21 protein-coding genes and 1 pseudogene are annotated in these 25,750 nt (G+C 74.1%); 7 read left to right on the top strand and 15 right to left on the bottom strand.

The genetic code is table 11. From position 1 onward, the window contains the following. Window positions 1-424: 424 nt before the first annotated feature. Entirely contained in the window at window positions 425-1,759 is a 1,335-nt protein-coding gene (gene gabT, locus E4U91_RS25215) for a 4-aminobutyrate--2-oxoglutarate transaminase (RefSeq protein ID WP_137308942.1), read from the bottom strand. Window positions 1,760-2,051: 292 nt separating this feature from the next. Between gabT and E4U91_RS25210 the strand changes: the two genes are divergently transcribed. Together E4U91_RS25210 and E4U91_RS25205 are read left to right on the top strand one after the other, a co-directional pair. Then, a complete protein-coding gene (locus tag E4U91_RS25210; protein WP_137308941.1) occupies window positions 2,052-4,553 on the top strand; it encodes an ATP/GTP-binding protein in 2,502 nt (833 codons plus the stop codon). 141 nt (window positions 4,554-4,694) lie between these two features. Next, on the top strand, window positions 4,695-6,386 hold the full coding sequence (locus E4U91_RS25205; protein WP_137308940.1) for a PucR family transcriptional regulator: 1,692 nt from the start codon (window positions 4,695-4,697) through the stop codon (window positions 6,384-6,386). 28 nt (window positions 6,387-6,414) lie between these two features. On the opposite strand, the gene E4U91_RS25200 is transcribed toward E4U91_RS25205, so the two are convergent. From E4U91_RS25200 to E4U91_RS25170, 7 genes are all read right to left on the bottom strand, one after another. Continuing rightward, on the bottom strand, window positions 6,415-6,867 hold the full coding sequence (locus tag E4U91_RS25200) for a hypothetical protein (protein ID WP_137308939.1): 453 nt from the start codon (window positions 6,865-6,867) through the stop codon (window positions 6,415-6,417). A 105-nt stretch (window positions 6,868-6,972) separates the two neighbouring features. Then, on the bottom strand, window positions 6,973-8,403 hold the full coding sequence (locus E4U91_RS25195; protein ID WP_137308938.1) for an NAD(P)/FAD-dependent oxidoreductase: 1,431 nt from the start codon (window positions 8,401-8,403) through the stop codon (window positions 6,973-6,975). Window positions 8,404-8,430: 27 nt separating this feature from the next. Beyond that, window positions 8,431-9,231 carry an ABC transporter permease gene (locus E4U91_RS25190; RefSeq protein WP_137308937.1) on the bottom strand — a complete coding sequence of 267 codons (801 nt, stop codon included), beginning with the start codon at window positions 9,229-9,231 and terminating at the stop codon, window positions 8,431-8,433. Further along, window positions 9,231-10,160, bottom strand: a complete 930-nt coding sequence (locus E4U91_RS25185; protein WP_137308936.1) for an ABC transporter permease — start codon at window positions 10,158-10,160, stop codon at window positions 9,231-9,233. Before E4U91_RS25185 ends, E4U91_RS25190 begins: the two co-directional genes overlap by 1 nt. 2 nt (window positions 10,161-10,162) lie before the next feature. Beyond that, window positions 10,163-11,329: an ABC transporter ATP-binding protein gene (locus E4U91_RS25180; protein WP_137308935.1), complete on the bottom strand. Its 1,167-nt coding sequence runs from the start codon at window positions 11,327-11,329 to the stop codon at window positions 10,163-10,165. Continuing rightward, complete coding sequence (locus tag E4U91_RS25175; protein WP_137308934.1) at window positions 11,326-12,576, bottom strand: polyamine ABC transporter substrate-binding protein; 1,251 nt, start codon at window positions 12,574-12,576, stop codon at window positions 11,326-11,328. Before E4U91_RS25175 ends, E4U91_RS25180 begins: the two co-directional genes overlap by 4 nt. A gap of 54 nt (window positions 12,577-12,630) precedes the next feature. Then, window positions 12,631-14,193 (bottom strand): gamma-aminobutyraldehyde dehydrogenase, encoded by a 1,563-nt coding sequence (locus E4U91_RS25170; RefSeq protein WP_137308933.1) that lies wholly within the window; start codon window positions 14,191-14,193, stop codon window positions 12,631-12,633. A gap of 213 nt (window positions 14,194-14,406) precedes the next feature. Here E4U91_RS25170 and E4U91_RS25165 point away from each other — a divergent pair, with 213 nt between their 5' ends. Next, window positions 14,407-14,988: an NADAR family protein gene (locus E4U91_RS25165; protein WP_137308932.1), complete on the top strand. Its 582-nt coding sequence runs from the start codon at window positions 14,407-14,409 to the stop codon at window positions 14,986-14,988. Window positions 14,989-15,205: 217 nt separating this feature from the next. Here the strand turns inward: E4U91_RS25165 and E4U91_RS39635 are convergent, their stop codons facing one another. After that, the gene (locus E4U91_RS39635; RefSeq protein ID WP_137308931.1) at window positions 15,206-15,979 is read right to left on the bottom strand and encodes a DUF4190 domain-containing protein; all 774 of its coding nucleotides are present in this window, start codon (window positions 15,977-15,979) and stop codon (window positions 15,206-15,208) included. Between the two features lie 98 nt (window positions 15,980-16,077). Here E4U91_RS39635 and E4U91_RS25155 point away from each other — a divergent pair. From E4U91_RS25155 to E4U91_RS25145, 3 genes and pseudogenes are all read left to right on the top strand, one after another. Then, window positions 16,078-17,254, top strand: a pseudogene (locus tag E4U91_RS25155) (adenosine deaminase). A 34-nt stretch (window positions 17,255-17,288) separates the two neighbouring features. Further along, the gene (locus E4U91_RS25150; RefSeq protein ID WP_137308930.1) at window positions 17,289-17,972 is read left to right on the top strand and encodes a glycerophosphodiester phosphodiesterase; all 684 of its coding nucleotides are present in this window, start codon (window positions 17,289-17,291) and stop codon (window positions 17,970-17,972) included. 215 nt (window positions 17,973-18,187) lie between these two features. After that, a complete protein-coding gene (locus tag E4U91_RS25145) occupies window positions 18,188-19,348 on the top strand; it encodes a serine hydrolase domain-containing protein (RefSeq protein ID WP_137308929.1) in 1,161 nt (386 codons plus the stop codon). Here the strand turns inward: E4U91_RS25145 and E4U91_RS25140 are convergent. Next, window positions 19,341-19,835: a hypothetical protein gene (locus E4U91_RS25140; RefSeq protein ID WP_137308928.1), complete on the bottom strand. Its 495-nt coding sequence runs from the start codon at window positions 19,833-19,835 to the stop codon at window positions 19,341-19,343. The two genes, E4U91_RS25145 and E4U91_RS25140, sit on opposite strands and share 8 nt — an antisense overlap. Before the next feature lie 69 nt (window positions 19,836-19,904). Next, window positions 19,905-22,148: a heavy metal translocating P-type ATPase gene (locus tag E4U91_RS25135; RefSeq protein WP_137308927.1), complete on the bottom strand. Its 2,244-nt coding sequence runs from the start codon at window positions 22,146-22,148 to the stop codon at window positions 19,905-19,907. A 99-nt stretch (window positions 22,149-22,247) separates the two neighbouring features. On the opposite strand from E4U91_RS25135, the gene E4U91_RS25130 reads away from it, so the two are divergent. Continuing rightward, window positions 22,248-23,147, top strand: a complete 900-nt coding sequence (locus E4U91_RS25130; protein WP_137308926.1) for a hypothetical protein — start codon at window positions 22,248-22,250, stop codon at window positions 23,145-23,147. A gap of 324 nt (window positions 23,148-23,471) precedes the next feature. Here E4U91_RS25130 and E4U91_RS38455 read toward each other — a convergent pair whose 3' ends face one another. From E4U91_RS38455 to E4U91_RS25105, 4 genes are all read right to left on the bottom strand, one after another. Beyond that, window positions 23,472-24,083, bottom strand: a complete 612-nt coding sequence (locus E4U91_RS38455; protein ID WP_174867860.1) for a hypothetical protein — start codon at window positions 24,081-24,083, stop codon at window positions 23,472-23,474. Further along, window positions 24,067-24,558 (bottom strand): RNA polymerase sigma factor, encoded by a 492-nt coding sequence (locus tag E4U91_RS25115; RefSeq protein WP_137308924.1) that lies wholly within the window; start codon window positions 24,556-24,558, stop codon window positions 24,067-24,069. The genes E4U91_RS38455 and E4U91_RS25115 overlap by 17 nt, the downstream gene beginning before the upstream one ends. Window positions 24,559-24,648: 90 nt before the next feature. Further along, complete coding sequence (locus E4U91_RS25110) at window positions 24,649-25,251, bottom strand: class F sortase (RefSeq protein ID WP_137308923.1); 603 nt, start codon at window positions 25,249-25,251, stop codon at window positions 24,649-24,651. Then, entirely contained in the window at window positions 25,248-25,628 is a 381-nt protein-coding gene (locus E4U91_RS25105) for an LPXTG cell wall anchor domain-containing protein (RefSeq protein WP_137308922.1), read from the bottom strand. Before E4U91_RS25105 ends, E4U91_RS25110 begins: the two co-directional genes overlap by 4 nt. Window positions 25,629-25,750: the final 122 nt, after the last annotated feature.

Raw genomic sequence — 25,750 nt, 5'->3', positions numbered from 1 at the left:
AGCCCGGACGGTGCCGGGCTCCCTGATCCGTGCCGAGAGGTGCTGAGAAGGAGGTCGGCCGCCCCGGAACGGGGGGGATGGTTCCGGGGCGGCCGTCCGGACCGGGTGGTCGCGCGCCCCGGGGGGTGTGGGGCGGGCGACCGTCCGATCGGTGGAGATGCGGAGCCTCACGGCTCCGGTGTGCGCGAGGGCACGGCCAGGCCGGAGCTGGGGAGGCCCCGGCCTGATGTCGCCCACAGTCCCCTGTGAGCGGGTGTATCTCTCATCTGGACCGAACCTACGGCAGGCCCCGGCCGGACGACAGGCCCCTCGGCGTCCCCCCATCCACCTCGCACACGTTCTTCACACGCCCTGCCGTCGGTGCACGTGAGAGGCCCGACAGACGTGCGTCGGGCCTCTCAGATGCGCGCGGGACGGTGCTTGATCAGATGCGGGTGAACGCCTGCTCGATGATGTCCAGGCCCTCGTTCAGCAGGTCCTCGCCGATGACCAGCGGGGGCAGGAAGCGCAGCACGTTGCCGTAGGTGCCGCAGGTCAGGACGAGCAGGCCCTCCTGGTGGCAGGCCTTGGCGAGGGCGGCGGCCGCCTCGGCGTTCGGCTCCTTGGTGGCGCGGTCCTTGACCAGCTCGATGGCGATCATGGCGCCGCGGCCGCGGATGTCGCCGATGATGTCGAACTTCTCGGCCATGGCGGTGAGGCGGGCCTTCATGACCGCCTCGATCTCCTTCGCCCGGGCATTGAGGTCGAGCTCCTTCATCGTCTCGATGGCGCCGAGCGCACCGGCGCAGGCCACCGGGTTGCCGCCGTAGGTGCCACCCAGGCCACCGGCGTGCGGGGCGTCCATGATCTCGGCGCGGCCGGTCACGGCGGCCAGCGGGAGACCGCCCGCGATGCCCTTGGCGGTGGTGATCAGGTCCGGGACGATGCCCTCGTCCTCGCAGGCGAACCACTGGCCGGTGCGGCAGAAGCCGGACTGGATCTCGTCGGCGACGAAGACGATGCCGTGGTCGGCGGCGAACTGGCGGATCGCGGGCAGGAAGCCCTTGGCCGGCTCGATGAAGCCGCCCTCGCCGAGCACCGGCTCGATGATGATCGCGGCCACGTTGTCCGCGCCGACCTGCTTGGTGATCTGGTCGATGGCCTGCGCGGCGGCCTCGGGGCCGGCGTTCTCGGGGCCGGTCGGCCAGCGGTAGCCGTAGGCGACCGGGACGCGGTACACCTCGGGCGCGAACGGGCCGAAGCCGTGCTTGTACGGCATGTTCTTCGCGGTCAGCGCCATCGTCAGGTTGGTGCGGCCGTGGTAGCCGTGGTCGAAGACGACGACCGCCTGGCGCTTGGTGTAGGCACGGGCGATCTTGACGGCGTTCTCGACGGCCTCGGCGCCGCTGTTGAAGAGGGCCGACTTCTTCTCGTGGTCACCCGGCGTGAGCTCGGCCAGCGCCTCGGCGACGGCCACGTAGCCCTCGTAGGGGGTGACCATGAAACAGGTGTGGGTGAAGTCGGCGAGCTGCGCGGAGGCGCGGCGCACCACGGCCTCGGCGGAGGCGCCGACGGTCGTCACGGCGATGCCGGAGCCGAAGTCGATCAGGCTGTTGCCGTCGACGTCCTCGATCACGCCGCCGCCCGCGCGCGTGACGAACACCGGCAGCGTGGAGCCCACGCCCTGCGCGACCGCGGCGACGCGACGGGCCTGCAGCTCCTGCGACTTCGGGCCGGGAATGGCGGTGACGACGCGGCGCTCCTGCGGAAGTGCGGTCATGAGGGGCTCCTGGGGGTCTTGCGGGTGCGTTCCTTCGTTCCTCGCAGGCTAGGCCGGGCGCCCGGGGGTGGGCATGCTCCATGTGGGCGTTTTCCCGGACCCCGGTTGTCCGTGGTGGACATAGAGGAGCCGTGGCCGTGCCACGGCGGAGCAAGGGCCCTGACGTGCGGGAGCGGGGGGCCGGACGGGCGGCGGGGGCACGCTGCGGGCGCGTAAGCGGTGAACTGCCCTTGCCGGGGCGTTAGATTGACCGCTGACGGTGGACGGAACGGCTGGTCAGGGGGCAACGGCGATGAACAGCGACGGGACACAGGACGCGCGCGGCACGCACGCGAACCCCGTGCCACGCCCCACGACCCCTCCCGAACCCCCCGCGACCCGCCCCGACCTGCCCCCGCCCCCGGCCGCACCGCCCGCGGGCCCGACGGGGCGGTCCGGGCCGTCGGAGTACGCCGCCGGCCCGTCCGGTCCGCCCGCCGTGCCGCCGCCGCCCGGACGGGCGCCCGGCACGCCGCCGCCCCCGGCCGCCGCCCCCGCCGCCCCGCCCTCCGCGGTCGCCGACTGGCTGGACGCCCCGCGCCCCGAGGCCCGCCCGGGCATCTGGCGCCACGGCTACCGGCTGCCGAAGGGCGCGAACGCACCGGAGCGGCTCGCGACGGTCACGGTCGTCGGCATGCTGGTGCCCCTGGTCGCCGCGCTGGTGCTGTGGTCGCTGTGGCGGCGGGGCAGCCTGCCGTACCAGTTCTCGGTGCTGCGCCTGTTCACGCCGGACGACTGGTGGTGGGGCGGCACCATCGCCTCGCCGAGGACCATGGACGGCGCCGAGGCCCGGGTGGTCTACGACGGCGTGTTCTTCGCGGTGCTGCTGTACGCCATGGGCCGGCTCGGCAGCTGGCCCGACACCGTGCGCCACCTCGTCGGCCGCCGCCCCCAGCCCGCCCGCGCCCTGCTCGCCGCACTGGCCGCCCTGGTCACGCTGAGCTTCGTCTTCCCGGACGCGTTCGGCGTCGGCTGGAACGCGCTGCCGGTCGTCGACCCGCTGTTCTCCCTCGTCGTGCTGTTCTCCGGCGGCTACGAGCTGTTCGCGTCGCCGCTGTTCACGGACTCGCTGTACACGGTCATCACCCTGCTCGTGCTGTGGCCGTTCGCCCGGCTCGGCGGCTGGCTGCCGTACGCCAAGGAGCGGCTCGCGGCCCGGAAGGCCGCCGCCGCGCCGAGCGCGCCGCGGCCGGTCGCCCGCCCTCGCTCGCAGTGGCCCGCGCTGCGCGACGCCGGGCAGGAGGAGGCCGCCGACCTGCTCACCGCCGAGGTGGCCGGCGGCCGGATGAACGACGTCGACTGCGCGCGGATCGACCACGCCTTCGCCACCGCCCGCCGCGACGCCGGGCTGGCCGCCTTCCGGGACACGGTGCTGCGCCAGGGCGGCGCCGCCTGGACGCACCCCTCCGGCGCCCGGGACCTGCCCCGCCGCTCGGCCCGGCACGACCTGCTCGCGGACCAGGTGCGCATCGGCCGCTGGGTGGCCGCCGAGCGCTCCCCGCTGCCGTACCACGACGCGGGCGCCGCGCTCGGGCCCGAGGTGCTGGGCACCTCGCTGCTGGCGGTCGGACCGTCCGGGTCGGGCAAGACGCGCACCCTCGTGGAGCCGGTCACCGAGACGCTGGCCCTCCAGGCGCTCACCGGGGCGTGTGCCGTGGTCGCGGTCTCCGCGCCCGGCGCCCGGCTCGGCTCCGACGCCGCCTTCGACGTGGTCGTCCGGATCGGCGACCCGGCCTCGGGGTACGACCTGGACCCCTACGCCGAGTCCGACGACCCGGACGAGGCCGCCGCGATCCTCGCCGAGGCGCTGGTCGGCGACCTCGACGCCGTCGGGGCGCAGGGCGCGGCCACCGCGCTCGCCCAGCTGCTCGGCCCCTACCGGGCGGTGCACGGCCGCTTCCCGACGCTGCCCGTGCTGCGCGAGCTGCTGGAGGGCGAGCCGGCGGCGGTGTCGGCGCTGCGGGAGGCGCTCGCCGGGCACGAGGTGATGCGGCGCGAGCTGGAGACGCGGGTGCGGCAGACCGGTGTCCCGGGTGACGCGGGCCGGGCGCTGGCCGACCGGCTGGCGCTGCTGGACCGGCCGGCCTTCGCGGACTTCTTCGGCGGGGGCGGCGCCCAGCGGCCCTTCTCGCTGCGGTCCGTGGCCCACCATCCGCTGCGGGTCCGCGTGGACCTGCCGGAGCGGGGCCACGAGGAGGCCGGGCGGCTGCTCACCCGGCTGGTCCTCGCACAGTTCCACGCCGTGGTCCGCCAGGGGCGGCGCGCGCACTTCGCCTGCCTGGTCCTGGACGACGCCACGGGCGCGATCACCCCGGAGTCGGTGCGCCGCGTCCAGCGGCTGCGCTCGCAGAATGCGGGCGTGCTGCTCACCCTGCGCTCGATCGGCGACGTCCCGGAGGCCCTGCACGGGCCGCTGTACGGGGCCGTCGGCTGCCGGATGGCGTTCAGCGGGGTCACCACCTGGGACGGCAACCGGTTCGCGCAGGCCTGGGGCACCGAGTGGGTGGAGACCACGGAGGTCGCGAAGCACACGGTGTTCGCCGACCAGCCGATGACCCGGGCCATCCACGCTCTGCGCAAGCTGGTGACCGGCAAGGCGGTGACCACGGACGCGGTGACCGTGCGGCAGGTCGAGCGGGAGCGCTGGTCGGCTTCGCAGCTGGCGCACGAGGTACCGCCGGGGCACGCGGTGCTGTCCCTGACGACCGTGACGGGCGAGCACGCTCCCCCGCTGCTGGTGGACCTGCGGGGCTGAGACTCCGCGGGACGGGGGCGCACCGGGTCGGGGTCGAACGGACGCAGGGCACTCCTCCAGTGAGGCAGAATCGCCACAGGCCCTTCATACGATGTGGCCAAACGATCACCCGACGATCACGTCCGCCGACCTGAAGGCGCCATGCCCCCCACCCTCGCCTCGCTCGTCCACCACTCCGCGCTCAAGCTGACCGTGCGCGCGGGCGAGGACCGCCTCGACGTGCCCGTGCGCTGGGCGCACGTCAGCGAACTCGCCGACCCGGTGCCGTACATGGAGGGCGGGGAGCTGCTGCTGATCACCGCGCTGAAGCTGGACGCGGAGGACCCGGAGGCGATGCGGCGCTACGTGCGGCGCCTGGCGGGGGCCGGCGTGGTCGGGCTCGGTTTCGCGGTCGGGGTGAACTACGACGAGGTCCCCGCGGCCCTGGTCGACGCCGCCGCGGAGGAGGGGCTGCCGCTGCTGGAGGTGCCCCGCCGCACACCGTTCCTGGCGATCAGCAAGGCGGTGTCGGCGGCGATCGCGGCCGACCAGTACCGGGCGGTCACCGCGGGCTTCGCGGCCCAGCGCGAGCTGACCCGGCAGGCGCTCACGGCCGGCCCCGAGGGGCTGCTCGCCGCGCTCGCGCAGCAGGTCGACGGCTGGGCCGCGCTGTACGACGCCTCGGGCGCCGTGGTGGCGACCGCGCCGGAGTGGGCGGGCCGCAGGGCGGCGCGGCTGACGGCGGAGGTGGAGCGGCTGCGGGAGCGGCCGGCGCCGGCGTCCTCGGTGGTGGGGGGCCCGGGCGGCACCGACGCCGACGACCGGGTCGAGCTGCACTCGCTGGGCACCGGCCGCCGCCCGCGGGCCGCGCTCGCCGTCGGCACGGCGGCCGCCCCGGGCACCGCCGAGCGGTACGCGGTGCACTCGGCGATCGCCCTGCTCACCCTGATCACGGAGCGCTCGCGCTCGCTGCACGCGGCCGAGCAGCGGATCGGTGCGGCGGTGCTGCGCATGCTCCTCGCGGGCGAGCCGGACCACGCCCGTGCCGTCGCCGGCGGTCTGTACGGCGAGCTGCTGGACGCCCCGTTCCGGATGATCGTCGCCGAGGCGGCGCCCGGCCCGGCGGCCCGCGCCCATGCCGACGGGCCGGCCCCCGCGCGCGGCGCCGCGGCGAAGTCCGCGGAGGCGGCGGGCGCCCCGCTGGACGCGCTGGCGGAGGCGCTGGAGGCGGCCGCGGCCCGCTCCGGCGAGGCGGTGCTGGTGGTCCCGGAGGGCGAGCGGCTGGTCGTGCTCGCGCCGGACGGCGGGGCCGCGGTGACGGCGTGCGCGGACTTCGCGGCGGCGCTGGAGGCCGGGCGGCCTGCGGGCGGGGCCCGCGGGGCCCGCGAGGCCGGGGACGACGGCGAGCTGGTCGTCGGGCTGTCCGCGCCGGCCGGGCCGATCGCGGCGGCCTCCGCCTACAAGCAGGCCGAGCAGGCGCTGTCGGTGGCGCGGCGGCGGGGCCGGGTGTGCGTGGAGCACGAGCAGCTGGCCGCCGGTTCGGTGCTGCCACTGCTCGCGGACGACGCGGTGCGGGCGTTCGCGGACGGTCTGCTGCGGGCGCTGTACGAGCACGACGCGACCGGGCGCGGTGACCTGGTGGCCTCGCTGCGGGCGTGGCTGTCCCGGCACGGCCAGTGGGACGCCGCCGCGGCGGACCTCGGCGTCCACCGCCACACGCTGCGCTACCGGATGCGCCGGGTGGAGGAGATCCTCGGCCGCTCCCTGGACGACCCGGACGTGCGCATGGAGCTGTGGCTGGCGCTGAAGGCGACGTCGACGGACCAGGGCCCGGGGACGCCCGCCCGCCCGTAGCCCGCCGGCCCGATCGGCGAGGCACCGTCTAGGTCTCCTCCCCCCGGGCCCGCTGGGCCGCCGCCTCGTGCAGGGCCAGTTCCAGGAGTGCGGGGTCGGTGAGGGTGCCGGAGCCGTCCGGCGGCACCAGCCAGCGCACGCCCCGGGCGGCCCGGCCCGGGTACGGCACGACGATCCAGGTGCCGCTGCCGGCCGTGCGGATGCCGGTGCCGACCCAGCGCGCGGCGGTGCCCGGCGGTACGAAGAACCCCATCCGGTCGTCGCCGAAGTCGACCAGCACCGGGCCGGGCCGGTCCAGGACGCGGGTGAGCACGTCGAGCGTGGGATAGCCGAGCTCGCCCGGCAGGATCAGGACGTCCCAGGCCCGGCCGGCGGGCAGCAGCGCGACCCCGTGGGGGTTGCGCTCCCATTCCCAGCGGCACGCCTCGGGGTCCGGTGCGACGGATGCCAGCCACTCGACCGCCGTCTTCGCCCCAGTCATCTGACGACCTCCCTGTCTGTCGTGGACGCGGTCGCGTCACGAGGGAGAGGGAGGTCCCCGCCGGGCATTACGCGGGTTCGGCCCACCTTTTTGCAGGAGGCCGCGTCAGCTGTCGAAGCCCAGGCCGAGCCGGTCCATGGTCCGCAGCCACAGGTTGCGCCGCCCGCCGTGCGCGTCGGCGCGGGCCAGCGACCACTTGGTGAGGGCGATGCCGGTCCAGGCGAACGGCTCGGGCGGGAAGGGCAGCGGCTTCCTGCGGACCATCTCCAGCTCCGTGCGCTCGGTGCGCTCCCCCGCGAGCAGGTCGAGCATCACCTCGGCGCCGAACCGGGTCGCGCCGACCCCGAGGCCCGTGTAGCCGGCCGCGTAGGCCACCTTGCCCTGGTGGGCGGTGCCGAAGAACGCCGAGAAGCGGGAGCAGGTGTCGATGGCGCCGCCCCACGCGTGCGTGAAGCGCACCCCCTCCAGCTGCGGGAAGCAGGTGAAGAAGTGTTCGGCGAGCTTGGCGTAGGTCTCGGGCCGGTCGTCGTACTCGGCGCGGATCCGGCCGCCGTAGGGGTAGATCGCGTCGTAGCCGCCCCACAGGACGCGGTGGTCGGCGGACAGCCGGAAGTAGTGGAACTGGTTGGCCGAGTCCCCGAGGCCCTGCCGGTTCTCCCAGCCGACCGACTTCAGCTGCTCGGGCGTCAGCGGCTCGGTCATCAGGGCGTAGTCGTAGACCGGGACGGTGTACGCGCGCACCCGCCGGACCAGGCTGGGGAAGACGTTGGTGCCGAGGGCCACCTGGCGGGCGCGGACCCGCCCGTAGGGGGTGCGCAGCGCCAGGCCGGCGGCGCCGTACGGCTCGAGGGTGAGCGCGGGGGTGTGCTCGTACAGGCGCACGCCGAGGCGCAGACAGGCCTGCTTCAGGCCCCAGGCGAGCTTGGCGGGGTGCAGCATGGCCACGCCCCGGCGGTCCCACAGCCCGGCCTCGAAGGTGGGCGAGGCGACCTGGGCGCGCACCGCCTCGGCGTCCAGGAACTCGACGCCGTCGGCGAGGCCCCGGCTCTCGGTCTCCTCGTACCAGTCGCGCAGTTCCCGCGCCTGGTAGGGCTCGGTGGCGACGTCGATCTCGCCGGTGCGCTCGAAGTCGCAGTCGATGCCGTACCGGGCGATCGCCCGCTCGATCTCGTCGAGGTTGTGCTCGCCGAGCCGCTGGAGGGTGTGGATCTCGTCCGGCCAGCGGCTGAGCCCGTTGGCCAGGCCGTGGGTGAGGGAGGCGGCGCAGAAGCCGCCGTTGCGGCCCGAGGCGGCCCAGCCCGCCTCGCGGCCCTCGATCAGGACCACGTCCCGCCCCGGGTCGCGCTCCTTGGCGACCAGCGCGGTCCACAGGCCGCTGTAGCCGCCGCCGACGACGAGCAGGTCGCAGGTCTCGGCGCCGGTGAGGGCGGGCTCGGGGTGGGGCCTGCCGGGATCCTCCAGCCAGTACGGGACCGGCCGGGCTTCGGAGAGTGCCTTCGTCCAGTGATGTGCAGAACTCATGGCGCGTGGGGCCATGATGTCAACTCCCTACGGTGTTCCGGATCACGCCTTGCGCTTGGTGCGGCGGTTGCTGATGACCATGGCGGTCAGGACGAGCAGGACGGCGATGAGGAACATGGCCGTCCCGATGACGTTGATCTGCACGGGCGTGCCGCGCTGGGCCGAGCCCCAGACGAACATCGGGAAGGTCACCGTCGAGCCCGCGTTGAAGTTGGTGATGATGAAGTCGTCGAAGGACAGCGCGAAGGCGAGCAGCGCGCCCGCGGCGATGCCGGGGGCCGCGATGGGCAGGGTGACCCGCACGAAGGTCTGCACGGGCCCGGCGTACAGGTCGCGGGCCGCCTCCTCCAGGCGCGGGTCCATCGACATCACGCGGGCCTTGACGGCGACGACGACGAAGCTGAGGCAGAACATGATGTGGGCGATCAGGATCGTCCAGAAGCCGAGCTGGGCGCCCAGGTTGAGGAACAGGGTGAGCAGCGAGGCGGCCATGACGACCTCGGGCATGGCCATCGGCAGGAAGATCATCGAGTTCACGGCGCCGCGGGCCCGGAAGCGGTAGCGGACCAGCGCGAAGGCGATCATCGAGCCGAGGACGGTCGCGCCGATCGTCGCCCAGAGGGCGATCTGGAGGCTGATCGACAGCGAGCCGCACAGGCCGGACACCCCGCAGGGGTCCCGCCAGGCGTCGGTGGAGAACTGCTGCCACTCGTAGTTGAAGCGGCCCTTGGGCTGGTTGAAGGAGAACACCGTCACGACGATGTTCGGCAGCAGCAGGTAGCCGAGCGTGATCAGCCCGGCGATGACGACCAGCCGGCGCTTGAGCCAGGTGACGACGGGCATCAGACCAGATCCTCCGTCCCGGACCTGCGGATGTAGAAGGTGACCATGAGCAGGATCGCCGCCATGAGGATGAACGACAGGGCCGCGGCGGTCGGGTAGTCGAGGACCCGCAGGAACTGGGTCTGGATGACGTTGCCGATCATGCGGGTGTCGGTGGAGCCGAGCAGTTCGGCGTTGACGTAGTCGCCGGAGGCCGGGATGAAGGTCAGCAGGGTCCCGGAGACCACGCCCGGCATCGACAGCGGGAAGGTCACCTTGCGGAAGACCGTCGAGGGCTTGGCGTACAGGTCGCCGGCGGCCTCGTGCAGCCGTCCGTCGATGCGTTCCAGCGAGGTGTACAGCGGCAGGATCATGAACGGCAGGAAGTTGTACGTCAGTCCGCACACCACCGCGAGCGGGGTGGCGAGGACGCGGTCCCCGGCCGTCCAGCCGAGCCAGTCGGTGACGTCCAGCACGTGGAGGGCGTTGAGCGCCCCCACGACCGGTCCGCCGTCCGCGAGGATCGTCTTCCAGGCGAGGGTGCGGATCAGGAAGCTGGTGAAGAACGGCGCGATCACCAGGATCATGATCAGGTTGCGCCAGCGGCCCGCGCGGAAGGCGATCAGGTAGGCCAGCGGGTAGCCGAGGACCAGGCACAGGACGGTCGCCGCGGCCGCGTACAGCACCGAGCGCAGGGCCTGCGGCCAGTAGTCGTCCAGCGCGTTCCAGTAGGTCGCGAAGTGCCAGGTGACCTTGTAGCCCTGTTCCAGGGAGCCGGTCTGCACGGACGTGGACGCCTGGTAGATCATCGGCAGCGCGAAGAACACCACCAGCCAGAGCAGTCCGGGCAGCAGCAGCCAGTACGGCGTCCAGCGGCCGCGCCGGCGCGGCGGCTTCTTGCCGGGTGCGGCCGGGGTCAGGGGCGGGGGCGCCTCGGTGAGCGTCGACATCGCTACGCGGCCTCTTCCTCGACGGACCCCACGCCCGCGTCGATGTCCTGGTCGGCGTCGAGCCCGAACGTGTGCGCCGGGCTCCAGTGCAGGACGACCTCCGCGCCGGGCACCAGGCGGCCGTCGCGGTCCACGTTCTGCGCGTACACCGCGAGTTCGGGGCAGACCGCGCTGTCCACGACGTACTGCGTGGAGACGCCGATGAAGCTGGCGTCGGCGATCGTGCCGGTGATGCGGTTGCGCCCCTCGGGGATGGAGCCGGCGTCGTCGGCGTGGGTCAGGGAGATCTTCTCGGGGCGCACCCCGACCAGCACCCTGCCGCCGGCCGCGGTGGGCGCGGTACAGCGCGCCGCGGGCAGGACGAGCTTGCCGCCGCCCGCCCGCAGGACGATGTCGTCGCCGCTGCGGGTGTCGACCTCGGCCTCGATCAGGTTGGAGGTGCCGAGGAAGTTCGCGACGAACGTGGACCGCGGGTTCTCGTAGAGGTCGGCGGGAGCGCCGAGCTGCTCGACGCGGCCGGCGTTCATCACGGCGACCGTGTCGGCCATGGTCATGGCCTCCTCCTGGTCGTGCGTGACGTGGACGAAGGTGATGCCGACCTCGGTCTGGATGCGCTTGAGCTCCAGCTGCATCTGGCGGCGCAGCTTCAGGTCGAGGGCGCCGAGGGGCTCGTCGAGCAGCAGCACCTTGGGGTGGTTGATCAGCGCGCGGGCCACCGCGACGCGCTGCTGCTGGCCGCCGGAGAGCTGGTGCGGCTTCTTGCGCGCCTGCTCGCCGAGCTGGACCAGCTCCAGCATGTCCTCGACCTGCTTCTTCACGCTCTTGATGCCGCGCCGGCGCAGGCCGAAGGCGACGTTCTCGAAGATGTCCAGGTGCGGGAAGAGGGCGTAGGACTGGAACACCGTGTTCACCGGGCGCTTGTACGGCGGCAGGTGGGTGACGTCCTGGTCGCCGAGGTGGACGGTGCCCGTGGTGGGCTCCTCCAGGCCGGCGATCATGCGCAGGGTGGTGGTCTTGCCGCAGCCGGAGGCGCCGAGCAGCGCGAAGAACGAGCCCTGGGGCACGGTCAGGTCCAGGGGGTGGACGGCGGTGAAGGCGCCGTAGGTCTTGCCGATGCCGGTCAGGCGGACGTCGCCGCCGCTGTCGTTCGTGGTCTTCATCGTGGTCACGCCCCAGTGAGCTTCGCGAACTTCGCTTCGAATGCGGTCTCTTCCTTCGCGCTCAGCGAGCGGAAGGCGTGCGACTTGGCCTGCATGGCCTTGTCGGGGATGATCAGCGGGTTGTTCGCCGCGTCCGGGTCGATCTTCGCCAGGTAGGGCTTCACGCCGTCCACCGGGCAGACGTAGTTGATGTAGGCGGCGAGCTCGGCGGCGGCCTGCGGCTCGTAGTAGTAGTCGATCAGCCGCTCGGCGTTGCTCTTGTGCCGGGCCTTGTTGGGGACCAGCAGGTTGTCGCTGGACGTCAGGTAGCCGCTGTCCGGGACGACGAAGTCGACGTCGGGGCTGTCCGCCTTGAGCTGGACGACGTCACCGGCCCAGGCCAGACAGGCCGCCAGGTCGCCCTTGGTGAGGTCGGAGGTGTAGTCGTTGCCGGTGAAGCGGCGGATCTGGCCGCTGTCGACGCCCTTCTGGAGGCGGGCGATCGCCGCGTCGTAGTCGTCGGCGGTGAAGGACGCCGGGTCCTTGCCGAGGTCCAGCATCGTCATGCCGACGCTGTCGCGCATCTCGGTGAGGAAGCCGACCCGGCCCTTGAGCTTGGGGTTGTCGAGCAGGTCGGAGACCGACTTCACCTCGACGCCGTCCAGCGCCTTCTTGTTGTAGGCGATCACCGTGGAGATGCCCTGCCACGGGTAGGAGTAGGCGCGCCCGGGGTCCCAGTCGGGGGTGCGGAACTGGCCGGAGAGGTTGGCGAAGGCGTGCGGCAGGTTGGCCGGGTCGAGCTTCTGCACCCAGCCGAGGCGGATCAGGCGGGCGGCCAGCCAGTCCGTGAGGACGATCAGGTCGCGGCCGGTGTCCTGGCCGGCGGCGAGCTGCGGCTTGATCTTGCCGAAGAACTCGTTGTTGTCGTTGATGTCCTCGGTGTACGTGACCTTGATGCCGGTCCGCTTGGTGAAGGCGTCGAGCGTCGGGTGGTGCTTGCCGCTGTCGTCGACGTCCATGTACTCGGTCCAGTTGGAGAAGGTGACCTTCTTCTCCTGCGCCGAGTGGTCCTCGGCGGACGTGCCGCCCGCCGTCTTGCCCGCCGCGGGGATCCCGCAGGCGCTCAGCGACCCCAGGCCGCCCAGCGCCAGCGCGCCGCCCGCGGAGGCGCGCAGCAGCGACCGGCGGGTCAGGGCCGCCCGGCCGTTGCGGAGGCTGCGCCGCATCGCGGCCAGCTGGGCCGGTGAGAGGCGGTCGTCGGGCTCGTACTGCTCCATGCGCGTGGTGCCCTTCCGGGAGGGTCGGCGGCCGCCGGTCCAGCGGCCCGTCTGTTATCGGTCCCCGAAGACGGTGCGGTGCCAGTCCTTCGCAGCAACCGCCGTGTTGTCGAACATAACGTGCTTGATCTGGGTGTACTCCTCGAACGAGTACGAGGACATGTCCTTGCCGAAGCCGGACTGCCCGAAGCCTCCGTGCGGCATCTCGCTGATGATCGGGATGTGGTCGTTGACCCACACGCAGCCGGCCCTGATCTCGCGGGTCGCCCGGTTCGCCCGGTAGACGTCCCGGGTCCACGCCGACGCCGCCAGTCCGTACGGGGTGTCGTTGGCGAGGCGGAGGCCGTCGTCGTCGGTGTCGAAGGGCAGCACCACGAGGACCGGGCCGAAGATCTCCGCCTGGACGATCTCGCTGTCCTGGGGCGCGTCGGCGACCAGCGTGGGGCGATAGTACGCGCCGTTGCCGAGTTCCCCCTGGGGGACCTCGCCGCCGGTCACCACGCGCGCGTAGGCGCGGGCCCGGTCGACGAAGCCGGCCACGCGGTCGCGCTGGGCCGAGGACACCAGCGGGCCGAGGTCGGTGCCGGGCGCGAAGGGATCGCCCAGGCGGACGGTCTCCATCAGGGCGGCCGTGCGCGCGACGAACGCCTCGTACAGGGGCCGCTGCACGTACGCGCGCGTGGCGGCCGTGCAGTCCTGCCCGGTGTTGATGAGCGAGCCCGCGACCGCGCCGTGCGCGGCGGCCTCCAGGTCGGCGTCGTCGAAGACCACGAAGGGTGCCTTGCCGCCGAGCTCGAGGTGCAGGCGCTTGACGGAGGCGGTGGCGACCTCGGCGACGCGCCGGCCCACCGCGGTGGAGCCGGTGAAGGAGGTCATGGCCACGTCCGGGTGGCCGACCAGGTGCTCGCCCGCCTCCCGGCCGGTGCCGGTGACGACGTTGAGCACCCCGTCCGGGATCCCGGCGGCGGTGGCGGCCTCGGCGAACAGCAGCGAGGTCAGCGGGGTCAGTTCGGCGGGCTTCAGCACGATCGTGTTGCCCGCCGCGATCGCCGGGAGGACCTTCCACGCCGCCATCTGCAGCGGGTAGTTCCACGGCGCGATGGAGCCGACGACGCCGATGGGCTCGCGGCGCACGTACGAGGTGTGGTCCCCGGAGTACTCCCCGGCGGACAGCCCGGCCAGGTGGCGGGCCGCGCCGGCGAAGAACGCGGTGTTGTCGATCGTCCCCGGCACGTCGAACTCACGGGTGAGCTTCAGCGGCTTGCCGCACTGGAGGGACTCGGCGCGGGCCAGGTCCTCGGCGCGGTCGGCGAGCACGGCGGCGAAGCGGTGCAGCGCGTCGGAGCGCTCGCCGGGGGTGGCCCCGGCCCAGCCCGGGAAGGCGGCGCGCGCCGCGGCGACGGCCGCGTCGACGTCGTCGGTGCTCGCCAGCGCGTACGTCAGGACGTCGCGGCCGGTGGCCGGGTCGACCACCGTGTGCGTGGCGGCCGAGGTGCCGTGGCGGTAGCGGCCGCCGATGAACTGGGCGCCCTGGGCGAAACGTTCCTGAGCGGGAAAGGCGGGAAGGGCGGTGGTTCCGTCGGATCCGTCCCGAGTGGCGGTGTCCGGGTTCTGCATGTCGCTCTCCTGAGCCGTCGCCCCGCAGGTGCACGGGGGTGGGGTGGCGTAGCTCCAGCTCGATTTGAGTGCCGATCCTGACAGAGTGATGAGACCCTCACAAGGGATTCCGTTGTTGCCTTTCGGTTACGCGACGAAATCTGTCGACCAGGTGTCGAGTCGGCACGTAAAAGGACGGACGCAGTGTCCGTGGTGCCTGCGACACTCGCGTGCATGGTGAACGACACGGGGAGGATCGACTCCCGGGAGTCCCTGATCAGGGCGCTCCACGCGGGGTCGACGGTCACGTACCTCTACTTCTGGGGACACCGGCCGCGGCCGGACGGACACGTGGGGCCGAGCTGCCTGAGCCAGTGGTGGCCGTCACCCTTCGTGGTCGACGGGGTCGCCTACGCGACGGCCGAGCACTGGATGATGGCCGGCAAGGCCCGGCTCTTCGCGGACGCCGAGGCGGAGCGCCGGGTGCTGGCCGCGGAGCATCCCGCGGAGGCGAAGAAGGCCGGGCGGCTGGTGCGGGACTTCGACGAGGCGACGTGGGAGCGTGAGCGGTTCGGGATCGTGGTCGAGGGCAGCGTGCACAAGTTCTCGTCCGACCCCGCGCTGCGGGAGTTCCTGGTGCACACCGGGGAGCGGGTGCTGGTGGAGGCCAGCCCGGTGGACCGGGTCTGGGGCATCGGGCTCGCGGCGGACGACCCGGCGGCGCGCGACCCGGAGCGGTGGCGGGGGCCGAACCTGCTGGGGTTCGCGCTGATGGAGGCGCGCAGGCGGCTGCGGGGGGGAAGCGGGCCGGGCTAGGGCCTGTCGTTTGGATCAGTCCGGCCCGGCCCACGGCGCCTTGTCGCCGACCCGAGCGGGGTCTGGTGCGTGCAACTGCAAGGCGGAGGAGGGCGGCGACGCGGAGCGATGGGGGCCCCTCCCGCTCGAGCGAAGCCGAGAGTGGGGGAAACCGACGACAACGCCGCAGATGCGCGTGCCAGACCCCACGACGCCGGAATGATCCAGACGACAGGCCCTAGCTGAGGACCAGCAGCAGGACCACGCCCACGGCCGAGACCAGGCCCGCCGCGCCGCAGATGATCCCGGCCAAGGCGTGACCGGGGTTGGTGGCCTCGCCCCGGGCCGCCTTGGCCCTGCCCATCACGCCGAAGATCACGGCGAGGACGCCCAGCACGATGGCCAGGGGCCACAGGCAGAAGCCGACGGCCGAGACGATGCCGCACACCAGCGCGGCGGTGCCCATGCCGTTGCTCGGGGGCAGCATCCCGGGCCACCCGTAGGGCACGGGGGCCCCCGGGCCGGCCGAGTAGCCGTGCGGGGGCGGGAAGCCGGGGCCGCCCGGATAGCCGTACGGCACCTGTCCGGGACCACCGGGAGCGAGCGGCGGCGGGGGGACGGCGCCGTCCTGGGGGGCGTTCGGGGTGACGGGGTGCGGGGCGCCGCCGTAGGGGGTGTACGGGTCGTACCCGGCGTACGGGGTGTACGGGCCGTTCGGCGGCGGGGGTGCGGCAGGCCCGGGAGCGGGGGTGACGGGCGGTGCGAAGGGCGCGGCGCCGGCCGGTGGAGCGAAGGGGTCACGGTCGGCGGGCGGGGCGGAGGGGTCCGGGCCGGCCGGTGGGGCGAAGGGGTCACGACCGGTCGGCGGGGCGAACGGGTCGCGGCCGGTCGGCGGGGCGAACGGGTCGGCGGGCGGGGCGAAAGGATCGACGGGCGCCTCGGCCCGCTCCTCCCCCTCCCCCGGCGGTCGCGCGTCCCGCGGTGCTCCCGTCGGTGTCGCGTCCTCGGACATGCTGGAGCCCCCTCCGTCGTACGTTCCGTCATGCTACGGCCCCCGCCCGGACCGCCCCGCTCCCGGCCTACGATGATCCGCGAGACACCGATCAGCCGATCACCCGCGTCCCGTCCGACGGCCACCGGCCGCGGGGGACGCCGCCCCGGGGAGGACCCCTTGACCGACCACCGCGACGTACCCGCCGGCGCCACCGAGCCCACCGCTCCGACCGGCCCCACCACCTCCGACGCCGCCCGCGTCCCCCGGGACCTGCACGCCTTCATCGCCGGGCTCCCCAAGGCCGAGCTGCACGTCCACCACGTCGGCTCCGCCTCCCCGCGCATCGTCTCCGAGCTCGCCGCCCGGCACCCCGACTCCAGGGTGCCGACCGACCCCGAGGCCCTCGCGGACTACTTCACGTTCACGGACTTCGCCCACTTCATCGACGTCTACCTGTCGGTCGTCGACCTCATCCGCACCCCCGAGGACGTCCGCCTGCTGACGTACGAGGTGGCCCGGGAGCTGCACCGCCAGCAGGTGCGGTACGCGGAGCTGACCATCACGCCGTACTCGTCCGTCCGGCGCGGCATCGACGAGCGGGCGTTCATGGACGCCATCGAGGACGCGCGCAAGGCGGCCGAGAAGGAGTTCGGGACGGTGCTGCGCTGGTGCTTCGACATCCCCGGCGAGGCCGGCCTGGAGTCGGCCGAGGTGACGGCGCGGCTCGCCACGGACGACCGGGTGCGTCCGGAGGGCCTGGTCTCGTTCGGGCTCGGCGGCCCGGAGATCGGCGTCCCCCGCCCGCAGTTCAAGCCGTACTTCGACCGGGCGATCGCAGCGGGCCTGCACTCGGTGCCGCACGCCGGGGAGACCACCGGCCCGGAGACGGTCTGGGACGCCCTCACCCACCTGCGCGCCGAGCGCATCGGGCACGGCACCAGCTCCGCGCGCGACGAGAAGCTGCTGGCCCACCTCGCCGAGCGGCGCATCGCACTGGAGGTGTGCCCGACCTCGAACATCGCCACGCGCGCGGTCCGCTCGCTCGACGAGCACCCGATCCGGGAGTTCGTCCGGGCCGGCGTGCCGGTCACGATCAACTCCGACGACCCGCCGATGTTCGGCACCGACCTGAACAACGAGTACGCGGTCGCCGCCCGCCTGCTCGACCTCGACGAGCGCGGCCTCGCCGACCTCGCCAAGAACGCGGTGGAGGCGTCCTTCCTCGACACGCCCGGCAAGGCCCGGATCACGGACGAGATCGACGCGTACACGACGCGCTGGCTCACCGCCTGACACCAGGCGCCCCGCCGCCCACCACAATGGGCGCATGCAGATCGTGACTGCGGTGGCCCACCGGGGCGACCCCTACCGCTTCCGCGAGAACACCCTCGACTCCCTGCGTTCCGCGCTCCGCCTGGGCGCGGACGCGGTGGAGGTCGACGTACGGCTCACCCGGGACGGCGTGCCGGTGCTCCTGCACGACGACACGTTGAACCGGCTGTGGGAGCACGACCGGCCGCTGCGCGCGCTCACCGCCGCCGAGGTGCGCGAGGTGACCGGGGGCCGGGTGCCGACGCTGGCCGAGGCGCTGACGGCGACCGACGGCGGCCGGGTGATGCTGGACCTGCCCGGCACCCGGGAGGTGCGCGCGGCCCGCCGGGTGGTGGACGCCGTACGGGAGGCCGGGGCGCAGGACCGCGTGTACTACTGCGCGGACGCCGAGGCGATGCTGGCGGTGCGGGGCGCCGACCCGTCCGCGGAGATCGCGCTGACCTGCACGAGCCTCGCTCCCCCGCGTCCGGCGCTGCTGGACGCGGTCCGCCCGCGCTGGCTCAACTACCGCTGGTCCCTGGTGGACCGCGCCCTCGCGGCCCGCGTCCACCACGACGGGCTGCTGCTGTCCGTGTGGACCCCCGACACCCGCCGCTCCATGCGCCGCCTGATCGACCTGGGAGTGGACTCGATCACCACCAACCGCGTCGACGTCCTGTGCGCGCTGAGGGAAGCGTGACCGAGGGACGGGCGACCGAGGGACGGACGACCGGGGGACGCGTGACCGGTCGCGGCCTCTAGGGGGGAACCCCGACAACTCCCGTGTCGGCACGGGGGGTTGCTCGGGGTCCGGCCAGGGGTGCGTCCCCTCCTCGGCGACGATCCGTGCGGCGTCCGCCGCGCCGAGGATGATCACGCAGCCCCTTCCGACGCCTCGGCCCCCAGGAGTCCCGCATGCGTGCGCACCGCCGTACGACCGTCCTCGCCCTCTCCGTCGCCCTGCTGGCCGCCACCGGTCCGCTGGCGGCACCCGCGTCGGCCGCGCCCGCCGCGTCGGCCCCGGCGGTGCGGGCCCGGACCCCGGCCGGGCCGGACGGCGCCGCCCTGCGGGCCGCACTGGCCGGGCTGCCGGACGGCGACGCCACCGCGGCGCTGGTCCGGGTCGGCGGCGGCGACGGCCGCTGGCGCGGCAGCGCGGGGGTGCACGACCTCGCGAGCGGCCGGCCGGCGGATCCGCGGGCCCGCTTCCGGGCCGGCTCGACGACCAAGGTGGTGACGGCGGCGGCCGTGCTGCGCCTCGCGGCGGACGGCCGGATCGACCTGGACGCGCCCGTGCAGCGCTACCTGCCGGGCCTGCTCAGCACGGCGTTCCGGCCCGTCACCGTGCGGCAGTTGCTCAACCACACCAGCGGCATCCCGGCCGGCGACGGCCTCGGCGACTCCTTCGAGGAGCTCTACGCCCACCGCTTCGACTACCTCGCCCCGCGCCAGGTCGTGGCCTCGTCGGTGGCCAAGGGGCCGGAGTTCGTCCCGGGGACGCGGCAGCACTACCTCAACATCAACTACACCGTGCTCGGGCTGCTGGTCGAGGAGGTCACGGGCCGGCCGTACGCCTCGGCCGCCACCGCCCTGGTCCTGCGCCCCGCCGGGATGCGGGACACCTCCTTCCCCGGCGCGGACCCGCGCATCCGGGGCCCGCACAACCACGGCTACCAGAAGGTGCGACGGGCCGACGGGACGGCGGAGTTCGTCGACGTCACCGACTGGGTCCCGGCCGACGAGGCGGCCGGCGGGATGATCTCCACGACGGCCGACCTCGAACGGCTGCTGACCCGGCTGTTCCGCGGGGAGCTGGTGCCCGCTCCGCAGCTGGAGGAGATGTTCACCGTGCCCGCGGACGTCCCCGGCGCCAGTTACTCGGCGGGGCTCCAGCGGTTCGAGCACGACGGCCGGGTCTACTGGCTCAAGTCGGGCGCCCGGTACGGCTACAGCACCCTGCTGGCCGCGACCCGCGATCTCAGCCGCACGCTGGTCTACTCGGTCAACTCCACGGACGCGAAGGGCGAGGGCATGAACCCGGTGGCGCAGCGGATCGCCCTGGCCGCGCTCACGTAGCCGCCGCCAGGCGCTGGATCTTCCTGCGCACCACCCACAGCGGGAGCACCCCGAACACCCCGAACGACAGGTCGACGACCGTCCACCAGAAGGGGATGCCGCGCACCGGCCCGCAGATCAGGGCGAGCGGGACGATGCCGGCACAGGCGATCATGCCGAACTCGACGACCCAGATGTTGCGGACCGGGTCACGGTAGGGCCCCCAGAACGCGACCGCGATGACCAGGTGGGCGAAGGCGAGCCAGTCCGTGCCGTACAGCACGAAGGGGTACTCGGCGTCGGTCGCGTCGAGCCCCTGCCGCACCCGCTCGATCCAGTGCATCAGCCCGGGCAGGTGCTCCGGCACGGACAGGCTCCGCAACAGGCTCTCGGTCCAGTGCAGTTCGTGGACGAGCGGGAAGGCCGTGGCGCCGCTGAGCACCAGGCAGACGACGAAGAAGACCAGCCACGCGCGGATGCCCTTGAGCAGGGCGGCTCTGTCGCTCATGACCTGAGCCTACGCCGTTCTTGAACACGTTCAAAACTGCCTTCCCGCCGCCCGCGCGAGCCCGCGCGGCTATCGGCCCTGCGCGCGGAAGCCGCGCAGCCGCAGTGAGTTGCTCACCACGAACACCGACGAGAAGGCCATCGCGGCGCCCGCGATCATCGGGTTCAGCAGTCCGGCCGCGGCGAGCGGCAGCGCGGCGACGTTGTACGCGAAGGCCCAGAACAGGTTGGAGCGGATGGTGCCGAGCGTCCGCCGGGCGAGGCGGATCGCGTCGGCGGCGACGCGCAGGTCGCCGCGGACCAGGGTGAGGTCGCCCGCCTCGATCGCCGCGTCGGTCCCCGTGCCCATGGCCAGCCCGAGGTCGGCCTGGGCGAGCGCGGCCGCGTCGTTGACGCCGTCGCCGACCATGGCGACGGTGCGTCCCTCGCCCTGCAACCTCCGTACGACGGCGACCTTGTCCTCGGGCAGCACCTCGGCGATCACCTCGTCGATGCCCACCTCGGCGGCCACCGCCTCGGCGACGGCGCGATTGTCGCCGGTGAGCAGCACGGGCGTGAGACCGAGCGCGCGCAGCCGCCGTACCGCCTCCGCGCTGGTGCCCTTCACCGCGTCCGCGACCTCCAGGACCGCGCGGGCCCGCCCGTCCCAGGCCACCGCGACGGCCGTACGACCGCTGCGCTCGGCCTCCTCGGCGGCGGCCGCGAGAGCGGCGGGCAGCTCCATCGCCCACTCGGCGAGCAGCCGCCGGCGCCCGACGAGCACGGCGTGCCCCTCGACGACGCCCTGGACGCCGAGTCCCGGCACGTTGGCGAAGTCCTCCGGCACCGGCAGGGCGCCGGCCCGTTCGAGGGCTCCGGCGGCCACCGCGCGGGCGACCGGGTGCTCGGAGGCGTGCTCCAGGGCGCCGGCCAGCCGCAGCACGGTCTTCTCGTCCTCGGCGTCGGCGGTGTGGACGGCGAGCAGGGTCATGCGGCCGGTGGTGACGGTGCCGGTCTTGTCCAGGACGACCGTGTCCACGCGCCGGGTCGACTCCAGCACCTCGGGGCCCTTGATGAGGATGCCGAGCTGCGCGCCGCGCCCGGTGCCGACCATCAGCGCGGTCGGCGTGGCGAGGCCCAGCGCGCACGGGCAGGCGATGATCAGCACCGCGACGGCCGTGGTGAACGCGGCCGTCGGACCGGCCCCGTTGCCCAGCCAGAAGCCCAGCGTGGCGAGCGCGAGCCCGATGACGACGGGCACGAAGACGCCGGAGATGCGGTCGGCGAGCCGCTGGGCGGCCGCCTTGCCGTTCTGCGCGTCCTCGACCAGCCGGGCCATGCGGGCGAGTTGGGTGTCGGCGCCGATCCGGGTGGCCTCGACGACCAGCCGGCCGCCCGCGTTGACGGTGGCGCCGGTGACCGTGTCGCCGACGGTGACGTCGACCGGGACGGACTCCCCCGTGAGCATCGAGGCGTCGACGGCGCTCGCCCCCTCCACGACGACGCCGTCAGTGGCGACCTTCTCGCCGGGCCGGACGAGGAAGCGGTCGCCGGTCCTCAACTCCGCGACCGGGACCCGCTCCTCACGCCCCGAGCGCAGCACCGTCACGTCCTTGGCGCCGAGTTCCATCAGCGCCCGCAGGGCCGCGCCCGCCCGCCGCTTGGAGCGGGCCTCGAACCAGCGCCCGGCGAGGATGAACGCCGTGACGCCGGCCGCCGCTTCCAGGTAGAGGTTCCCGGCGCCGCCGCCGCGCTCCACGGTCAGCCGGAAGGGGTGGCGCATGCCGGGCGTGCCCGCGTCGCCGAGGAACAGCGCCCACAGCGACCACAGGAACGCGGCCGACACACCGACCGAGATCAGCGTGTCCATGGTGGCCGCGCCGTGGCGGAGGTTGGTCCAGGCGGCGCGGTGGAACGGCCAGGCTGCATAGGTGACGACCGGGGCGGCCAGGGTGAGGGACAGCCACTGCCAGTTGTCGAACTGGAACGCCGGGACCATCGCCAGGGCGATCACCGGCACGGCCAGGACGACGGCGGTGAGCAACCGCTCGCGCAGCGGCCGCAGTTCGTCCACCGGTTCGGCGTCCGGGGTGTCGGCCGTCTCCGCGACCGGCTCCCGGGCGGTGTACCCAGTGGCCTCGACGGTGGCGATCAGGTCGGCGACGGACACCTCACCGTCATGGGTCACCTTCGCCTTCTCCGTCGCGTAGTTGACGGTGGCGGTGACCCCGTCCAGGCGGTTGAGCTTCTTCTCGATGCGCGCCGCGCAGGACGCGCAGGTCATGCCGCCGATGGCGAGCTCGACCGCGGTGCCGCCGGGGGCGGTGGTGGTCATTGCTTCCTCCCTGGCCCTTCCCTTTTCTTAATACCCCCAGGGGGTATAAGGTGCTGCCATGTATACCCCCCGTGGGTATGGAGACGCAAGGAGACCCGGATGAGCCCCCTCAAGAAGATCGGCGCCTTCACCGCGGCGCTCACCGCCGCCTTCGCGGCCGCCTACGGCGTGGGCAGCGCGGTCGCCCCGGTCGACGGCGGCAGCACGCGGGAGGCGGCGCACGCGTCGATGGCGGACGGCGACGGTCATGCGGAACAGGGGCCGGCCGCGGCCCACACCCCCGGCGGCCTCCAGGTCTCCGAGGGCGGCTACACGCTCGACCTGGGGACGGCCTCCCTCCCGGCCGGGACACGGGCCATACTGCGGTTCGTCGTCCGGGACGCGGAGGGCGCCCCGGTGACGGCGTACCGCACCGAGCACGGCAAGCAGCTGCACCTGATCGTCGCCTCACGCGAGCTGACCGCCTACCGCCACCTGCACCCCACCCGCGCGGCCGACGGCACCTGGAGCACCCCCGTCGAGCTGCCCGAGGCCGGCGGCTACCGGGTGTTCGCCGACTTCACCCCGGCCGCCGCGCGGGAGGGCCTGACCCTGGGCTCCGACCTGGCGGTCACCGGGTCGTACGCGGCCCACGCCCTGCCCGCCCCGACGAACACCGCGACCGTCGACGGCTACACCGTCCGGCTGGACGGCACGCTGACCCCGGGCCGGGAGAGCGACCTGACCTTCAGCGTCTCCCGCGCGGGCCACCCGGTCACCACGCTCCAGCCGTACCTCGGCGCCTACGGCCACCTGGTCGCCCTGCGCTCCGGCGACCTGGCCTACCTGCACGTGCACCCGCACGAGGAGGCGGAGGGCACGGCGGTCTCCGGACCGGAGGTCGCCTTCACGGCGACGGCCCCGAGCCCCGGCACGTACCGCCTGTTCCTGGACTTCAAGGTGGGCGACCGGGTCCACACGGCGGCGTTCACGGCCACCACCACCGGCCACGGGCACTGACCCGCGCCCGGGGACCGGCCTCCCCTTCCCCGGAGTCGCCGTCGAGCGGTCAGGCGTCCGGGTCGACCTCGGGGTGCGTGAACCGTACGGGCTTGCCCAGTGACCGGGCGTAGGCGATCTCGGCGCGGGTGCTGTCCGAAGGAGGCCGAGCCGACGGGGTTGAGCGAGAGCGTCGACTTGGCGAAGTCGGCCGGCACCGGATCGGGGATCGGCAGTGAGTCAGCACCACGAAAGACTGTCCCCTGCCACGAGGGACTGTCCCCGATGAGTCACCCACCAGGAGCGCCTCGTCGGCCGGACCCTGCGGAGGCGTGAACGAGGACTCTAGGGGATGTCCGCGACGTCCCGTCGCCCGGTCTGGGTCGGCTCGACCGTCCGCCCCTCCCTCGCCGTCGGGACGCCCGGGTCGGTCGAGGGGGCCGTGCGGGGGGCCGCCGACGGGCCGGTCCGGGCGCCGGGGGTCCTGCTCGGCTCGGACGAGGGCGACGGGAAGGGTGAGCGGGACGGGGGCGTGGACGGGGCCGTGGACGGGGGCCGCGAGGCCGACGGTTCCGGTGCGGCGGGGGAACTGCTCGCGGGCGGCGGCGCCAGCGGCACCGTGGGGCGGGCCGGGGCCTCGGACGCGCCGGGCGCGAGGAGGAAGGCGGTGAGGGCGGCGACGGCGCAGGTCAGTCCCGCCCCGGCGGCGGTGCGCAGCAGCCGTCGGCGGGCGGCGGCGCGGCGGATCGCCTCGTACCGTCCGGGCGGCGCACCGAGATGGTCGGCCCCCGGCCGCAGGATCACGGTGAGCGGGTCGTCGGGCCCGAACCCGAGGTCGTCGTCGAGGCGCTGGTCGTCGGAGCCGGACCCGTCCGGCCGGCCGTCGAGGCGTTGCTCGTCAGGTCCATGACCGTACCGCCGGCCGTAGGGGCGCCCGTCGTCAGCGGGTGGGATCAAGGCTCCTCCTCAGGTGGACGCGGAGCAGTTCGCGGGCCGCGTGCAGGTCGGCCTTGACGGTCCCTTCCTTGCGTCCGGTCAGCACGGCCACCTCCCGGATCGGCATGTCAGCGTAGTAGTGGAGCAGGATCGGGACGCGCAGCCGCTCGGGCAGCGACTGCACCAGCAGCCGCACCGAGGGGTCGTCCTGCTCCTGCGGGGGCCGCACGGCGGCCTCGGTGGTGGCCCGGCGCACGGCCCGGCGCTCGCGCTCCAGCTTGCGCCAGTGGTCGCGGACCAGGTTGGCCGCGGTGACGTAGAGGAAGCCGCGCGGTTCGTCGACGGCCGTCCAGCGGGCCCAGAGCCGGGTGAAGGACTCGGAGGCGATCTCGTGGGCCGTCCCGTCGTCGTCGACGAGCCGGCGGCACCAGCCGGCGAGGCGCGGGTACAGGGCGGCGAACAGCTCGGACGCCTCCCTGTCGCGGGACCGTTTCACCGTTCTCCAGGGTCGTGGGGGAACTCGGGGAGGAAGACCCCGGGCCGACGGCGTACGTTCCGCCGGCCCGGGACCGCGATGCCGTGGGGCTCAGGGACCGGCGGCGCGGAGCGCGGCGAAGACGATGACGTTCGCCGGGTAGCCGTCACCGGTCCGGGGCCCGCCGCAGGTGATGAGCCGCAGCTCCGGCCGGGCCACGTCGCCGTAGACCTCGTCGGCGGGGAAGTCGGCCTTGGCGACCGTGCGCACCTCGCGCACGGCGAACGCCGCGGTGCGGCCGTCCTCCAGGCGCGCGGTGATCCCGTCGCCCCGGCGCAGCCGCGCGAGGTGGCGGAAGACGCCGTCCCCGTAGGGGCCTACCGTGACGTGGCCGAGGATCACCGAGGGGCCGACCTGCCCGGGCGGGGGCGAGTACCGGTACCAGCCCGCCCGGTCGTGCGCGGTGACCGGCGGCACCTGCACGGTGCCGTCCGCCGCGAGCCCCAGCCGCAGGACCGGGGTGTCGACGCCGATGGCCGGCACCAGCAGCCGTACCGGCGCCGCGCCGGACGGCCGGGGTGCCGCGCTCTCCCGGGGCGCGGACCGCCGGGCGCCCGTGGTGGCCGCCGGGCGGGCGGCCGTCGGCCCGCCGCAGCCGGTGAGCAGCGCGGTGGCCGCCGCGCCGACGACGGCGCGCCGGGAGAGCGGGCTCATGCCCCGGTCGCCCGCCGACGCCGTACGACGAGGAAGGCCGCGCCGGCACCGGCGAGCACGGCCGTTCCCCCGCCGACGAGCGCGCCGGTGTTCCCGGAGTCGCCGGCGGAGGCGGCCGCCACACCGGTGTCGGGCGCCCCGGAGGGGACGACCCGGACCTGGCCGGGCACGGTGCTGGGGGCCACGGTGGGTTCCGCGCTGCGGGTGCCGGGCGCCGGGCGCGGGGTCGCGCCGGTGCCGGGCCCGGCACTCGGGACGGCCGTGGCCGCCGTGGTGCGGGGCACCTGGGTGGGGCTCGCGTCGGCGAACGCGGGCACGGCACCCGCGAACAGCGCGGTGCCGGCGAGTGCCAGGCCACTGAGGACGGTTCGGCGCATCGATCGCTCTCTTTCGTCGGCGGCCCGTGGTCGGCGGGCCGGGATGGACGAGCGGAGAGACGACGCAGCGGCGGACCGGGTTGTAAAGAGATGGCAAAGGAGAAGGGGGGTGGGTACGGCAC

This window comes from Streptomyces lasalocidi (genome assembly GCF_005280215.1).
Lineage (GTDB): Bacteria > Actinomycetota > Actinomycetes > Streptomycetales > Streptomycetaceae > Streptomyces > Streptomyces longwoodensis.
Note: the sequence above shows the minus strand (reverse complement) of the source record. Positions and strands in the feature narration are given on the sequence as shown.

Bases quoted from the DNA above. Each gene is read 5' to 3' on its own strand.
- E4U91_RS25195 (WP_137308938.1), bottom strand. From the start codon at position 8,403: ATGGCCCCACGCGCCATGAGTTCTGCACATCACTGGACGAAGGCACTC.
- E4U91_RS25205 (WP_137308940.1), top strand. From the start codon at position 4,695: ATGCCCCCCACCCTCGCCTCGCTCGTCCACCACTCCGCGCTCAAGCTG.
- E4U91_RS25130 (WP_137308926.1), top strand. From the start codon at position 22,248: ATGAGCCCCCTCAAGAAGATCGGCGCCTTCACCGCGGCGCTCACCGCC.
- E4U91_RS25105 (WP_137308922.1), bottom strand. From the start codon at position 25,628: ATGCGCCGAACCGTCCTCAGTGGCCTGGCACTCGCCGGCACCGCGCTG.
- E4U91_RS25170 (WP_137308933.1), bottom strand. From the start codon at position 14,193: ATGCAGAACCCGGACACCGCCACTCGGGACGGATCCGACGGAACCACC.
- E4U91_RS25110 (WP_137308923.1), bottom strand. From the start codon at position 25,251: ATGAGCCCGCTCTCCCGGCGCGCCGTCGTCGGCGCGGCGGCCACCGCG.
- E4U91_RS25185 (WP_137308936.1), bottom strand. From the start codon at position 10,160: ATGTCGACGCTCACCGAGGCGCCCCCGCCCCTGACCCCGGCCGCACCC.
- E4U91_RS39635 (WP_137308931.1), bottom strand. From the start codon at position 15,979: ATGTCCGAGGACGCGACACCGACGGGAGCACCGCGGGACGCGCGACCG.
- E4U91_RS25135 (WP_137308927.1), bottom strand. From the start codon at position 22,148: ATGACCACCACCGCCCCCGGCGGCACCGCGGTCGAGCTCGCCATCGGC.
- E4U91_RS25200 (WP_137308939.1), bottom strand. From the start codon at position 6,867: ATGACTGGGGCGAAGACGGCGGTCGAGTGGCTGGCATCCGTCGCACCG.
- E4U91_RS25165 (WP_137308932.1), top strand. From the start codon at position 14,407: ATGGTGAACGACACGGGGAGGATCGACTCCCGGGAGTCCCTGATCAGG.
- gabT (WP_137308942.1), bottom strand. From the start codon at position 1,759: ATGACCGCACTTCCGCAGGAGCGCCGCGTCGTCACCGCCATTCCCGGC.
- E4U91_RS25190 (WP_137308937.1), bottom strand. From the start codon at position 9,231: ATGCCCGTCGTCACCTGGCTCAAGCGCCGGCTGGTCGTCATCGCCGGG.
- E4U91_RS25210 (WP_137308941.1), top strand. From the start codon at position 2,052: ATGAACAGCGACGGGACACAGGACGCGCGCGGCACGCACGCGAACCCC.
- E4U91_RS25140 (WP_137308928.1), bottom strand. From the start codon at position 19,835: ATGAGCGACAGAGCCGCCCTGCTCAAGGGCATCCGCGCGTGGCTGGTC.
- E4U91_RS25175 (WP_137308934.1), bottom strand. From the start codon at position 12,576: ATGGAGCAGTACGAGCCCGACGACCGCCTCTCACCGGCCCAGCTGGCC.
- E4U91_RS25145 (WP_137308929.1), top strand. From the start codon at position 18,188: ATGCGTGCGCACCGCCGTACGACCGTCCTCGCCCTCTCCGTCGCCCTG.
- E4U91_RS25150 (WP_137308930.1), top strand. From the start codon at position 17,289: ATGCAGATCGTGACTGCGGTGGCCCACCGGGGCGACCCCTACCGCTTC.